The organism is Bacillus sp. TCT6, from assembly GCF_056033845.1.
Genome location: NZ_JBVYHX010000001.1, coordinates 2,833,388 through 2,847,043 on the forward strand (window position 1 = coordinate 2,833,388; position 13,656 = coordinate 2,847,043).

Genomic DNA, 13,656 nt, shown 5'->3' on the forward strand with positions numbered 1-13,656 from the left:
TCCTTAATGATTAATCCTCTATTCCAAATCTTGCTTCAAGTGCATTTTCTGCTTGCTCTAATTGATCTTCCAGTATATCGTGTTCTTTTTCTTGCGTTTGATATTGTTCAACAGTTATCGTTCCAGCGTGATAATCTGCTTCTAGCTGATTATCAGATAGATCTATCTTGTCATCCAATTGGTCAATTTCTTTTTTTGTTGCCAAGTACATATTTAAGTTATCTTCTTTTGCTCCAACTGGTTTCGTGTTATTTGCCTTTTCTACAATAGATGTGACTTCGTTTTTGAAATCTTGTGTTTGCTTCGTATCATTCGTAGCAGGCTCTGTTTTGTTTGGTTCTTGTTGTAGTTGAGCAACTTCTTTTTGTAATTTATCATTTTCCACTTTCAGTTGTTGCACTTCTGTATTGTTAACAGCTTGAGTAGAACAAGCTGTTAACAATACACAAGATATCGCTCCAATCAGCATCCATTTTCGCATTCTGTTTTCCTCCCTTTACATGTGCACCTTATCCTTGCCTTTATATTACTGAACAAACATTAAAGGAAGATTAATGTATAAAAAAATAAAGTGAAGACTTTTACGGGTAGCCCGACTTCCCCTAACTCCCTCGCATTCGCCGAATTTTGAAGGAGGAGTCTTACTGCCCGTTAATGCTGGATAAAATGATATAATTAAATCGTTTCTAATCTTGCTTTAATGTTTTGGAATTATAGTGATACATATTAATAAGAAGAAAAGGAGAATGTTAATGCGAGTTCTTATTGTCGAAGATGAACAAGACTTACAAAATATATTGGTAAAACGATTAAATGCAGAACATTATAGTGTCGATGCATGTGGGAATGGAGAAGATGCCTTGGATTATATAAACATGGCTACCTACGATTTGATTGTGCTTGACATTATGATTCCAGGAATAGATGGTTTACAAGTATTACAAAGATTACGCGCGGACAATAATACAACTCCTGTCTTGCTTCTTACAGCTAAAGATACAATTGATGATCGTGTAACAGGACTCGACTTAGGTGCGGATGATTATTTAGTAAAGCCGTTTGCTTTTGACGAACTGTTAGCAAGAATTCGAGTGTTAATGCGAAGAAAAACAGGAAATACATCTAATGTGTTTGAAATCGCTGACCTAGTGGTAGATTGCAATATGCATAAAGTAACACGAGGAGACCAAGTTATCACTCTTTCCAGTAAGGAATTTGCTATTTTAGAATATATGATTCGTAATAAAGAAGTTGTGCTGACACGAGATAAAATTGAGCAACATGTGTGGAATTACGACTATGAAGGTGGCTCGAATATTATTGATGTTTACGTCCGCTATCTTCGCAAAAAAATTGATAGCCAGTTTGAAACGAAGTTAATTCATACAGTACGAGGAACTGGTTACGTATTGCGAGTAGAATCATGAAAAGACTATCAATAAAAATGAGAGTAACCCTGTGGTATACGGGGCTAATTGTAATTATTATGGCACTCGTGTTAGCTTTTATTTTAACTTCTTCAGATAAAGTTTTGCTTTTTAATATGAAAGATCAATTAAAGAGCACAGTAAAAGAAAGCATGGAAGATATCAAATATAAGCATGGGCAGTTAAAGATTGACGATGATTTTGAAACCTTAGAAGATGGCGTAAATATTAGTATTTATAGTAAACAAGGTGAGCTGTTAGTAGGACATAGTCCAACAAGCTTTAATAAAAAGATATCGCTTAAATCCGATGAAATACAAACCATTAAAGACGGCAATAAAGAATGGATAGTATATGATTTTCTCCATAATGCAGGCGGCGATGAGCAAATCTGGGTTCGTGGAATAATGACTATGAACCAATTATCATCAACGATGAATACGCTTATCGTGGTAACAATCATCTCATTCCCATTACTTATTCTCATTGCGGCAGTCGGAGGATATTTTATTACGCAAAGAGCGTTTCGACCTGTGCAACAAATGAGTGATTCAGCTAGTAAAATTGGTGATGGTAAAGACCTTTCGAAAAGAATTAATTTACAAGGTTCACCAAAAGATGAAATGTATCATTTAGCACAAACCTTTGACAAAATGTTCGAGCGATTGGAGACATCATTTGAAAGTGAAAAACAATTTACATCTGACGCATCTCATGAATTAAGAACACCAACATCTGTTATTATTTCGCAATGCGAATACGCTTTATCACAGGGGAATAATCCGAAAGAAACGGAAGAATCGTTAGAAGTAATTTTAAGGCAATCACGTAAAATGTCCACTCTAATCTCACAACTCTTATTATTGGCAAGAGCTGACCAAGGGAAACATAATACTTTCCAATTTGAATGTATCAATATGAGTGAATTAACGGAAATCGTCGTAGAAGAGCTCTCATTAATGGTGCAAGAGGCTTCGATTGATATAACAACTAATATAGAGGAAGACCTCTTTATTAAAGCAGATCAAACATTGATGATGCGTTTATTAATGAATTTACTAACGAATGCAATTGCATATAGCAAAGCGAGTGGAACTGTGAATATGCAACTATTCCGTGATGAAACCAACATAATAGGTAAAGTCTCTGATAATGGTATAGGCATCAGCGAGCAACATATTACTAAAATATGGGACCGCTTCTATCGAGTTGACGCAGCACGAACATCTTCAAACATCGGAAACACAGGTTTAGGATTGTCTATGGTAAAATGGATTGTCGAACTACACGGAGGAGAAATTACAGTTGAAAGTGAATTAGGAGAAGGCAGTACTTTTACATTTAAACTACCAATTGAAAAACAAGCATAATTTATGCGCATCTGTCGCTTCAAAATAAAGATTGATATTTAAAGGCTCTCTACAATCCTTATGTAAAAATAACTGACGCATTTTAAACATCATCGATTTTATCATTTTGGACAACCTATTCTGTTAAATTGATATACATGCGAAAAAACTATCGAAATAAAACCCCAGAAATCCAACGGTCTCTGGGGCTCCATTATATATTTAGCTCTTTTTGCTTTTTGTTTTGTTTATGTCTATACAGCAATTTTCGGCTTATTAGAGAAATCACTAATAAGGTCAGAATTAATAAGATAAGTTGCATAAATGATAAATCAAAATATTTAGCACCTGTAACGATTAAAAGTGTAGAAATCGTGCCTTTTACAACGAAAAAAATAATAACCCATAACCCGCCTTTTTTCCAGTTCATTTTATATTACCCTTTCCTACGTTTAAATTCTTAAAATATTTAATGATAGTTCTTACATGTGACAACTTAATAGAAATCTATTATATTAACAAAAAATTCATGTCTAATTAAATGCGACGATTCTATATTAAGTGAAAATGATATTCATTGTCAATTTTATTGATTATTTGAATACTTATTCTTAATCTCTTTCTACTTTGTTTCTTATAAGCAATACACTTTTATATTCAAACAAAAACACCTCCATTACATTTGCACACTTAGTATGCGAATGCAAGAGGTGTTTTTTTCATATACCATCAGGTAAGATTTCCTGCTTTGTTTATTTCTTGATACTTAGCTATTTTTTAGTACACGATAACTGGATCATAAGTGTTCAAACTATCATATACAGTTTTTGCAACATTAGGAAGAAGGTTCACACACCCACCTGATCCTCCTGTTAAATAAGCATTATTTGCCCAGTCTTTTCGCCAACCGGCATCGTGGAACCCTTGACCGCTATTTGTGAATGGGACCCAGTAATCTACTTTAACTGCATAATCAGCTTTACCTACTGCGCTGCCTCTGAGCGTGTATGGTGTTCGTTTATATAGGACGTACCAAACACCTGGTGATGTATCTTCACCCGTGCTATGTTTACCAGTTACTACATTTGTTGTAACAACTAATTTTCCATCTTTATAAATCCAAATTTGTTGCTCTGCAATTGAAACTTCTGCATATGTGTCTCCGATGCCATTATTCGATGTTGTTTTATAACCGATACCTTCCTTCTCCCAACCATTTCCATGAATATTAGAAGCAGAAAGCGATTTTTCGCCTTTCTCAAAGGCTTGTTGAACTTGTTTAGTTTCTTTTTCAACATCTAGTGCCCAGCCGTAGCCTTGCCCTTTTACTGATATGATTGAACCGGAATGCGTTTTAAATGAGAAATCTTTATTTAATGTTGATTTGGCATTATTAATTTCAATAATTTTCTTCTTAATGTCGCTCGCGTCAATTGTAACTTTCATATCCTTTGACATAGAGGCATTTTGAATTAAATCTTTCGCTTTTAAAGGATAAACTTCATTCTGCACTTTATACTCAACAGACTGCCCAAGAAGATTCTGTAGTGCTTTCTCCTCTTTTTTGACAATTGGATCGTCTTCTTTAATAGGTTTTATGTATGCAGACTTCAGGTGAATTTCGCTTTTATATTTTTGCTTATCGTAATCTTTTAGTAGACTAGTAACGTCATACTGTTTTCCTTCAACACTTTTCGAAATAACTATTTTTCCTTGTTCTAGCTTCGCCATAGCATCTTGAGGCGCTTTTAATTTTGCATTCATAGAGATGAGCGTTTCTTCTACAAGTTTTTTCATCGTTTCACTACGATACTGATCTGCCTTCTCTGGTAGTAATGAATAATTTTCTCCCTTTGAGGAAGGGAAAAATGTCCACTGACTTTTTAATAGTTTCTTAACTTGAGGCAAATCTTTTTCCGTAAGTTCCGTTTTTGTATCTTTTTCATCTAAAATTTGTTGTTGATCAACATAGACTTTGTTTGCTAGTCCAGATGTCTTTAATTTCTGTATTGCCTGATCAGCGCTCAGACCACCAACTTTTGTGTCATTAATTGTAACATTCGAATTGAAGTGAGTTGCCTGATAATAACTCATTCCCCCAATAAGAAGTGCAATTACACCAATACCCACTGCGATAAACTTCCAATTTGTATAACGTTTTTTTGATCTTACTCGTTTTTGATCAATTTCTTCAACTGATTCATTTGTTGTATTGTTGTTCATCAATCTTTCCCCCGTATGCATTAACGTCAAACGATTTTCAACTAAAATCATAGACTAGTGTACCTTATTTTTCCTAAAATTTCATTATTTCCGACCACATTTTATCGCAATTCATCGATTAAATTTAGATTTTTTAATGGTACGATGCATTGAACATCCCTTTACAAGTCATAAAGTGAAATTTCAATCAATCGTTATACATCAAGAAAATTAGCTAAATCTTATTCGGAAAATTTTTCCTCTTTACGTAAAATACGAATTATATTCTCCATTTTATGAACATCAACCCCTAATTTTGTCAAAAAAATAAACGATAGTCCTTCTACATTTTTGATAAAAGGACTATCGTTTTTTCAGTTAGAGTATTTGTATAATCGTTTAACTTTTTATTTCCTGAAGGTCTAACGTGATGAAGATGATGAAATTTCATCTCATAGCCTTTAAATGAAAAACATTATGTTTTTTATGACAATCAAGTTTATTTTTATAAATTAAACCCTTAGCTTGATGCCTCCCATATATCCAGCAGCCTAAGATTAAGTAAGAGTCCATTCAACTAGATTTTTTCTAATATTTTTAGGTGCATCTTATTTCGCCTCGTCATATTTCACTAATTGAATTTAAAACACATCCGTATGCTATTTAGTAAAATTTACGATTCGAGACGTAATTATTGCAGTAATCAAGATAATAATAGCGGTTATCAAGCCAGATTCTCCAATCCAAATCTCAGTTTGATACCCTGTACTTGCACGTGTGAAAGGTCCTTGAATAATGGCATTCCAAGTAGCATGGATGATAACCGAAGGCCAAATGCTACCTGTGATAAGTCGTAAATAAGCTATAATATAACCGAATGGTACAATACAAAGATAGATACCAAGTACTGAAAGAACGACAGATGGTCCCGCTACATATAGACCAGCAATAACTATTGGAACATGCCACGTTGCCCAAATCAATCCACTAATAAGGATGGGCCGTGAAAACTCTGCATCGACTAGCCTTGTGAGCATATAACCTCGCCAACCCATTTCTTCTCCCAAAGCCGGGATTAAGCCAAGCAAACTTCCGAAAATGCCGCTCAATACTACTAGATAAATGAAGTTGAATGGTGCCGTTACATACTGAAGCCCAAGCATATTGTAGATCGGTTCTAAAATAAACATACCAACTTCGGGATACTGAAACCCCGCAATTCCGCTCAACCAGGCGATAGAATAAGTAATTCCACAAATAATCATAGGGATTAGCAGAGCAAAACCAATCCCTTTCCATATCTTTAAGTTACCGAGACTAAAAGATACATCTTTAAACCCTTCTTTCAGTATTATGCGAGTCAAAATAGAAGATAATGCTGGGGTAAACATATATACCACAATAAGCGGCATACTTTTCGTAATTATTACTACTACATTTAGGATAATAGAAGTAATGATTAAGATACTCAAAAAGAGTTGAAGTCCTATTTTAGCACGTTGGATTTTATCTTTATTGTGGAACGATTTTGCGTGTAATATCATTTTAATCCGCCCTTCCCCTTTCATTCACTTGTTTATCGAATTTACTTCTTGTCATTTCCACAGACACAACTTAGAATAAAAATGTTTTTGTATACAGATTCATTCATCTTTAAAATCCCTCCCCAATTTATAGTCTAGTCTTACTTACGACTCATCAATGTAATTATTATTTATAAGTTGTCATAACCGATAGTACAAAAGTGTAATGATTAGTCTATGACCTGTGTCAATTAACCTTATGACAATATGTAACTAGAAAATATGATATGGAATAGATAACAATTGAATTAAGGCAATTGATTCGTTCAAGTACAATGAATCAATCTTGCTTTACAAATAATTCAATTGAGGTGGAAAAAATGAATAAGAAAAGCATAATTGCAATGGTTAGTACAGCTTTATTAGTCACAGGATGTGTAGAAGTAGGAAAGGCTCAAACAGTAGCAGTCGAAAATTCAGGTCAATCAATACAAAAAAATATAGTTAAATCCATACAATCACAGGCTTACCCATTAAAAACGATAGAGCCGTCAAAATCATTTGAGGATTTAAAACCACTTAAGAAAATGATTGGGAGCGCGCAATATGTGGGATTAGGAGAGAATACTCATGGAAGCTCTGAAATTTTCACTATGAAATTTCGCCTTGTGAAATATTTGGTTACTGAGATGGGTTTTACAAATTTCGCAATGGAAGAAGATTGGGGAAACGGCTTAAAGCTAAATGAATATATCCAAACAGGAAAAGGAAACCCTAGGGAGTTTTTAAACTTGTTATATCCTACTGATGAAATTATAGCCATGATTGAGTGGATGAAAGATTATAATGCCGATCCATCCAATAAAAAAAAGATCCAATTTATCGGGCTCGACTTAAAGGAATTGGACCAAGGTTGCTTTAATAAAGTAATTGATTATGTAAAGCTGCATCGACCAAATTTGCTGGCAGAAGTAGAAGAAAATTATAAAGAATTGTCGGCTTTTAATGGAAGTACACAGGAATATATGGACCTTGCTCCTGAAATAAAAGAAAAGTTCAAAACAAACGCTGAGAGAGTAGCTCGATTACTAAAAGATGAGAATAAACAAGCCAACACAGAAATAGTTTCACCCGAGTACATCTGGGCGAAAGCAACGGCAAGTGCAATAGAGAAATTTACCACAATGCTAATTCCTAACGACTATCCAAGTATGTTAAAGCTACATGAGCAATACTTGGCCGATCATGCAATGTGGGCACAAGAAACATTTGGTGGTAAAACGATGGTATGGGGACACAATATTCATATTGCTAAAGGAATTATCGATGAGAAATTATACCCTTATGTTGCGGGGCAATTTTTGAAGGAACGTTTAGACAATAATTATGTCACAATTGGTAGTACAACTACGAAGGGGAATTTCACCTTATACAGCGAATATGATCCTTCTACTGGAGGTAAGATTACAACGCGTTCGATTCCACAAAATGTAAATAGTTTTAACTATACCCTCGGAAAAGTACCATATAACATGTTTTTATTGGATAACCGTCACCTTAAAGGACAAGCAGAGAAATGGGTTAAAGCCAAAAGACCATTACTAAGTATAGGGGGACAAATATTCCCAAACGAATCGACATACTTTGATAAATCATTGCTTGAGCAATTTGATATTATTTTTCACATTCGAAAAACAAGTCCATCTCATATTAAATAAAAGTACAAAACAATCCCGTTCTTGCAAATGCAAAAACGGGATTGTTTTGTGGAGGATTAATAAAATGAAACTTTATTCAGTAGGGGTTTTGTTCATCCCAACTGATTATCAGCCCTCACCAATCGGGCTTTTACGGACAGCCCGACCCCCACCTAACTTCTTTGCTTCCACCTGAATTTTGAGGTGGGGGTCTTACTGCCCGGCAAATAGCGGGATATAAGCATCTTTTTAACCAGCAGTAGGCTGCTCTCCCCTTTTTAGCATCATTTAGAAATGTCATATGACACTTTTACACTAGTGAGAATGACAAAAAAAGCAGTATGATTCGGTTATTACATAGATAGGAGCGATGAACTTTATGAAATCAAAATTCATCCAGAATGGTTATTTTTTATTGCTAACTTTCGTTACAGGATTGTTTTATTTTTGTTTTTATCTAATAGCTCTGCTATTTAGTTTCACCCTTTCATTTACTGTTGTTGGGATTCCATTAATTATGCGCGTACTACAGACTACCACACACTTTATCCAATTCGAGCGCATACAGACGAAAATTTATACAGATATTTCAACAGACTCTTACGATAGAAATATAACAATGGATACATCGAACTGGGCTCAGGTGAAATTAGTGCTTACAGATCGTCGCACTTGGTCTGCTGTCTATTGGTTAATGCAGAAATTTGTGATTGGCATTTTCAGTCTTATTAGTGCAATCATTTTTTATGTAATGCCACTTATGTTCCTGTTGGCACCACTACTGTATCGATACATCGATATGAATATTATATTCATACAGATAGATACGTTTGCCAAGTCACTCTTTGTAATGTTTATGGGTATAGTATTTACCGCCATAAGTATTAGAATAGTAGAAGGTTTGACACAGAAAATTGGGGGCTATACACGTAGTATGATTCAGCAACTAAATCAATAGAAGTTTGCAATCTGTGAGTAGTATCGCAGTTTTAAATTTAAAAGTATAATAGGCATGAAGGATTAAATTATAATATATGAAGTAAAAAGGTAGGCTACTTAGGGGGTAAATGACTTGTTAGATATGGTTAAGTATTGGTTTTGGTACGATTGGATTATGTTAGGAGTCCGTATACTTGTTAGTGTCTCTATCGCCATAACCACATTCGATTTTCAGGATAGTTTAACATTGCCACTTTGGATTGTTATTTTTTGGGAGGTTGTTGCCTTCTCGATTCCATGGGTAGCCTTACTGTTCAATTACAAATATTACTTGTTCACAGAAATACTGCTATATGGTGGACTGTGTATATATTTAACCTCTTTATTTCCGGAAGCTAACGTTACATTTCTGATATCGGCTTTTCTAATTGCTGCGAATAGTAAGCATTTGTCCTATTATTGGACAGCTCCAACAACAGTTTTTATAACAACTGGAATTCTCTATGCGGTTGCGCCAAGTAATAGCTATTGGATTTTAGTTACCTACTATGGACTTGCTTATGTAATGGGCTTCGCTTTCCATTTATTAATCGTCAATCATAAGCAAAATGAAGCGATTCGTAAACAAAACGCGGTACTTGAGCAATATATGTCTCAGATTGAACGCATTACACTGGCGGAAGAACGAAACAGACTGTCGAGTGAGCTTCATGATACAGTTGGTCACGCTTATACTTCTATTATTATGGGGATGGAAACGTTGCGTATCGAAATTGCTACTGAAATGGGTATACAGAGGCTAGATTCTCTGCTTGAAATGGGACGTAAAAGCATCGAAGATGTGAGAGGTTACTTACATCAAATGGAGTCTCCGTGTCAATCGCCTTCCTTGATTCAATCTCTACAAAATCTTGGGGTCGAATTTCAGGAGCACGCTCAGGTAAATGTAAGTTTTAGGACATTCGGAGAGGAATATCCACTGTCTCGGCAAGCGAAGATCGCATTCATTCGTTGTTTACAAGAGTCCCTTACGAATGCAGTACGTCATGGTCAGGGGACTGAAATTATAGTTTCATTGCAGTTTGACGAACAATATACGAGGTTAGAAGTTCAAGATAATGGAAAAGGAAATGTAGAATGGCAGGAAGGCTTTGGTATGAATGCGATGAAAGAACGGGCAATGAACTTGCAAGGTCAATTGTCTGTATATACAAAGCCAGAGGAAGGAATGCTTGTTACATGTACCATACCGCGACAAACTGAAATAAAAGATGGACTTATTCGTTTGTTAATTGTAGACGATCAACCATTTGTTCGGGAAAGTTTGAGGACACTACTCGATAGATATGAAGATTTAAATGTAGTCGGTTTAGCTGAGGATGGCAATGAAGCCATCGATTTGTGTGGGCGCCTTCAACCCCATGTTATACTTATGGATTTAGATATGCAGCACATGGATGGAGTCGAAGCAACCAAAAAAATCAAGCAACAATGGCCACATATCCGCGTATTGATTTTCACAACTTTTCAGGATACCGAACAGGCGTTGGAATCCCTTCGCAACGGTGCGGATGGTTTTTTACTCAAATCTATTGAAACATTGGAGCTAGCTAATACGATCCGACTTATTCACAAAGGTGGGACACTGATTGATCAGGGAATGTCTCACAAAATATTTGAGAAGTTTGATGAGCAAAAAGAGACACCACAATCAAAAGCAACCGCTTATGAGCTAACAGCTAGGGAGATAGAAATATTGCAGCTAGTGGCAAAGGGACTTCGATACACTACCATAGCATCAAGGTTATATTTATCGAATGGTACGGTCAGAAATTATGCTTCCACAGCTTATACAAAGCTAGGAGTCCGCAACAAAGAAGAAGCTGTTCAAAAGGCTCTAGAAATTGGAATTATTGAATAAGAAAAATGTTTTTTGTTTCTCTACAGCAAGGTAAAATGTAGTTACAAGATACAGTAAAGGATAAAGTGAAACTTTAATCAGTGGGAATTTTGTTCATCCCCCACTGATTATCAGCCCTCACCAATCGGGCTTTTACGGGCAGCCCGCCCCACCTCACTTCTTTGCTCTCGCTGAATTTTGAGGTGGGGGTCTCACTGTCCGTTAATGCGGGATAAACTTATGAATTTAATTGAATATCATTTTTGATAGGTAATTTTTTCGAAAAATTTAACCCTGTTTTAAAAAATTTAAATAGCGTTACTACATATTGAATGTAGCAACGCTATTGTTTTCTATATTAGAAATTAAACATCTTTATTATCGCTATACGGAAGACAGTTTCAGGTCTTTTCATGTGGGGATTCCTCTAAACCAGTCCCCCTAATTCACTTGTTGTCTCTGAAAATAGTCATTTAAAAATATAGTTGCTAATTTCATTTCACTCTTCCTTGCACCCAAGTGGCAATATCATTTATAACATACTCTGGGATATTAGCAGGACTATACTATTCATCCGATTGACTTAATTCTCCTTCTCCTTCTGTAAAGAAGTGATTTAACTTTTGATACAGTCAATAATCAATGTTATCTCTCTCTTTTAATTGTTATTTCCAAAAAGGATTATCTATCATTCTTTATAAATTGCAAAATTTAAGGTCAGAAAAGGATTTCTATTTTTTATAAACAGGTGGAATGCTTTGTGGAAAATTGAAAATATCTTCTGGATCGTATTTAGCTTTCACTTGAGTCAATCGTTTAAAGTTTTCACCATAATATAAATCCGACCAATCTTTCATTGAGAGGTCAGGTGTGTTAACATAGACACCTTTCGTAAAAGGAATTAACGCGTGACGAAAAGCTTCTACCCAACGAATCCCTTGTGCAGCTCCCTCAGGTTTGTCCCAAGTGGAAAATAACACCATATTCATTAGAGCTTTTCGATAAAAATAAGCAGTTGCTTCCTCGGGTACTGCAGAAACAGTCCCCCCTAAGCCCTGAAAAAATATAGAAACAGTAGAATTAGGTGGAGATTGACTCATAAAATGTTGAATTGTAGCAATACCTTCTTCAGGTAATAAAGAATCCATAAAAGGTGCTACGCTTTTAAATGGAAAAGGAGTTGTAGGCTGATGATTGGATATTAACGTTATAGCTTCTAAATAAGAGAGTTCTTTTATGTCTACCTTTATAGGTGATCCAATTTTGAGAAGTGGTTGTATCAATTTCTGTAAGTCTGTAACTGATCCATGAAAAATCCCATGCATCAACACAGGAGCTGTCTTTTCTGAAGACAATAATAATGTAGGAGTAAAGCGTTTATCAGAAGTAGGTAGAGTATACTTTTGCCATTCCTGTATAACGGCTTTTAAATCTTGATGCCTCCAACTAACTTCAACAAAACCAACAGTCTTAATTTCCTGAGTACGAAAGCGAAAAGATGTACAAATACCGAAACTTCCGCCTCCACCACGTAAAGCCCAAAATAGATCAGGATGCTCCTGATCATTAACCTGCAATACACAGCCGTTAGCATCAACCATTTCTATTTCTACGACATGATCAAGTAGTAGTCCTAATGGTCGAGAAAGAATACCTTGCCCACCACCTAGCGCTATTCCTGCGATAGCTGGTTTAGGACAGACCCCATTAGGAATAGCTAATCCCTCTTTCCCAAGAAGCTCAGCTAGATGGAGATTTTTACAACCAGCTCCTACTGTAACAGTTTTTGATGTTGGATCTATTTTTATTTGATTTATCTCACTGACATCAATTACAATACCACCATCTAAAACTGACAAGCCTTCATAATTGTGCCCTCCTGAACGTACTCGGATAGGTACGTTATTATGTAACGACCATCGTACTGCATTCACAACGTCTTGAGTATTTTGTGCAAAGACAATAACAAAAGGGAATCTATTAAAAAATGTGTTGAACGCCTGACGTGCTGAATCATATTGCGCTTCACCAGGCGATACAATACGTCCTGTTAAACTTATATTTTCATCATAGAGCATATAGAAACCTCTCTCTCCGTACAAAAATTTTTAATGCTATCATGCTAATAATATGTATGTAAAAAAAAGTAAGAACCGCCAATTATATTGGTGATTCTTACTTTTTTTCATAAAATTAAACAAATCCTTGCAGCTTTTAAATCGACAAAAGCCGTTTTTGAGCCTTTATTTTTACTATATGGCGTAGTGACGCATACATACCTATCAACCTTGCTTGATGGTGATAGGACACGGCAACAATCCTTTCTCTTTCGGGCTACTCATTATAAATAATAGATTTTCAGGGTGAAACTTTAACTTATGAGATTATAGCATTACAAGCTTTAAAGAAAACTCATACAAATTAATCCTATTAAATAAAACTTGCCAATGGCCCCTAAAAGTAGTAATCGTTGCCGCGCCCCTTCTTAGATAAAAGATAAATTTTTAATTTAAAATCTAAAATAAATAGTTTATGGACTGTAGTGCTAGTCCACCTATTATTTCTAAATTTCTTGTACCCATTCAAAATAATCAATAAAACGAGGTCCGATTATGTCTA

10 protein-coding genes and 1 pseudogene are annotated in these 13,656 nt (G+C 35.3%); 5 read left to right on the forward strand and 6 right to left on the reverse strand.

What is annotated here, in order from left to right:
- Positions 1-10: 10 nt before the first annotated feature.
- The gene (locus tag AC0ONG_RS14460) at positions 11-481 is read right to left on the reverse strand and encodes a hypothetical protein (protein WP_474203608.1); all 471 of its coding nucleotides are present in this window, start codon (positions 479-481) and stop codon (positions 11-13) included.
- 271 nt (positions 482-752) lie between these two features.
- Between AC0ONG_RS14460 and AC0ONG_RS14465 the strand changes: the two genes are divergently transcribed.
- Both AC0ONG_RS14465 and AC0ONG_RS14470 read left to right on the forward strand, forming a co-directional pair.
- Complete coding sequence (locus tag AC0ONG_RS14465) at positions 753-1,427, forward strand: response regulator transcription factor (protein ID WP_001264526.1); 675 nt, start codon at positions 753-755, stop codon at positions 1,425-1,427.
- Positions 1,424-2,797: a sensor histidine kinase gene (locus AC0ONG_RS14470; protein ID WP_474203609.1), complete on the forward strand. Its 1,374-nt coding sequence runs from the start codon at positions 1,424-1,426 to the stop codon at positions 2,795-2,797. Before AC0ONG_RS14465 ends, AC0ONG_RS14470 begins: the two co-directional genes overlap by 4 nt.
- A gap of 193 nt (positions 2,798-2,990) precedes the next feature.
- Here AC0ONG_RS14470 and AC0ONG_RS14475 read toward each other — a convergent pair whose 3' ends face one another.
- The 3 genes from AC0ONG_RS14475 to AC0ONG_RS14485 all read right to left on the reverse strand — a co-directional run bounded on the left by AC0ONG_RS14475 (position 2,991) and on the right by AC0ONG_RS14485 (position 6,522).
- Positions 2,991-3,206, reverse strand: coding sequence for a hypothetical protein (locus AC0ONG_RS14475; protein ID WP_001104104.1), 216 nt, complete (start codon positions 3,204-3,206; stop codon positions 2,991-2,993).
- 347 nt (positions 3,207-3,553) lie between these two features.
- A complete protein-coding gene (locus tag AC0ONG_RS14480; protein WP_001064071.1) occupies positions 3,554-4,999 on the reverse strand; it encodes a L,D-transpeptidase family protein in 1,446 nt (481 codons plus the stop codon).
- A 638-nt stretch (positions 5,000-5,637) separates the two neighbouring features.
- Positions 5,638-6,522, reverse strand: a complete 885-nt coding sequence (locus AC0ONG_RS14485) for a CPBP family intramembrane glutamic endopeptidase (RefSeq protein WP_000600467.1) — start codon at positions 6,520-6,522, stop codon at positions 5,638-5,640.
- Positions 6,523-6,881: 359 nt separating this feature from the next.
- Here AC0ONG_RS14485 and AC0ONG_RS14490 point away from each other — a divergent pair, with 359 nt between their 5' ends.
- The 3 genes from AC0ONG_RS14490 to AC0ONG_RS14500 all read left to right on the forward strand — a co-directional run bounded on the left by AC0ONG_RS14490 (position 6,882) and on the right by AC0ONG_RS14500 (position 11,058).
- Positions 6,882-8,219, forward strand: a complete 1,338-nt coding sequence (locus AC0ONG_RS14490) for an erythromycin esterase family protein (protein WP_136997156.1) — start codon at positions 6,882-6,884, stop codon at positions 8,217-8,219.
- Positions 8,220-8,577: 358 nt separating this feature from the next.
- Entirely contained in the window at positions 8,578-9,156 is a 579-nt protein-coding gene (locus tag AC0ONG_RS14495; protein WP_000836849.1) for a sensor domain-containing protein, read from the forward strand.
- A 114-nt stretch (positions 9,157-9,270) separates the two neighbouring features.
- A complete protein-coding gene (locus AC0ONG_RS14500) occupies positions 9,271-11,058 on the forward strand; it encodes a helix-turn-helix transcriptional regulator (protein WP_103623571.1) in 1,788 nt (595 codons plus the stop codon).
- Positions 11,059-11,531: 473 nt separating this feature from the next.
- Here AC0ONG_RS14500 and AC0ONG_RS14505 read toward each other — a convergent pair.
- Together AC0ONG_RS14505 and AC0ONG_RS14510 are read right to left on the reverse strand one after the other, a co-directional pair.
- A pseudogene (locus tag AC0ONG_RS14505) lies at positions 11,532-11,726 on the reverse strand (alpha/beta hydrolase); the annotation flags it as partial.
- Positions 11,727-11,768: 42 nt separating this feature from the next.
- Positions 11,769-13,115, reverse strand: a complete 1,347-nt coding sequence (locus tag AC0ONG_RS14510; RefSeq protein ID WP_000964999.1) for an FAD-binding oxidoreductase — start codon at positions 13,113-13,115, stop codon at positions 11,769-11,771.
- Positions 13,116-13,656 lie beyond the last annotated feature (541 nt).